Here is a 678-nt window from a genome sequence, read left to right as displayed (position 1 = left end):
CCGCCAGTCGAGCCGCCAGTGATCAATATTGGCGATGATGTGGTCGTTGAAGGTGACACGGCAGCCGTTACAGTGACGCTGTCTAAAGCCTCGGATCAGGCGGTTACGGTGAACTTTGCGACTGCCGACGGCACAGCGACGGTTTCTGGGAGCGATTATGATCCCGCCACTGGCACCATTACCTTCCAGCCTGGTCAGACCGAATCGGTTGTGACCGTGTCGACCAATGAAGACAACCTGAACGAGCCGACCGAGTTTCTTAACGTCAACCTCAGCGATCCCACCAACGCCACGATTGGCGACGGACAGGGCGTGGTTGAAATCATCGATATCTATGAAGAGCCCACCATTTCTATCGGTGACGATACGGTTACTGAGGGAGAAACTGCATCTGTTGTTGTTTCTCTGTCCCGTGCCGTAGAAGAGGCGGTTACCGTGGACTTTGTCAGCGCCGACGGCACTGCTATTGAAGTCGACGGTGATTACCTGGGCACCTCAGGCACGCTGACGTTTGCGCCTGGCCAGACCGCGCTGAATATCACCGTGGTGACACTGGATGATGCTTTAGTTGAGTCCACCGAGAACCTGCTGCTTAACTTGAGCAATGCGAGCAATGCCACGATCGCCGATCCGCAGGGCGTGGTGACAATTCAGGATAACGATAACCCTCCACCCGAG

1 protein-coding gene is annotated in these 678 nt (G+C 55.6%); it reads left to right on the top strand.

Annotation, left to right across the window (positions count from 1 at the left end):
- Window positions 1-678: Calx-beta domain-containing protein (locus EYC87_RS19400; protein WP_279254354.1), on the top strand; the 678-nt coding region annotated here is incomplete at both ends.

Source organism: Candidatus Seongchinamella marina, assembly GCF_026262685.1.
GTDB lineage: Bacteria > Pseudomonadota > Gammaproteobacteria > Pseudomonadales > Halieaceae > Halioglobus > Halioglobus marinus.
This window is presented reverse-complemented; position numbering and strand designations above follow the sequence as displayed.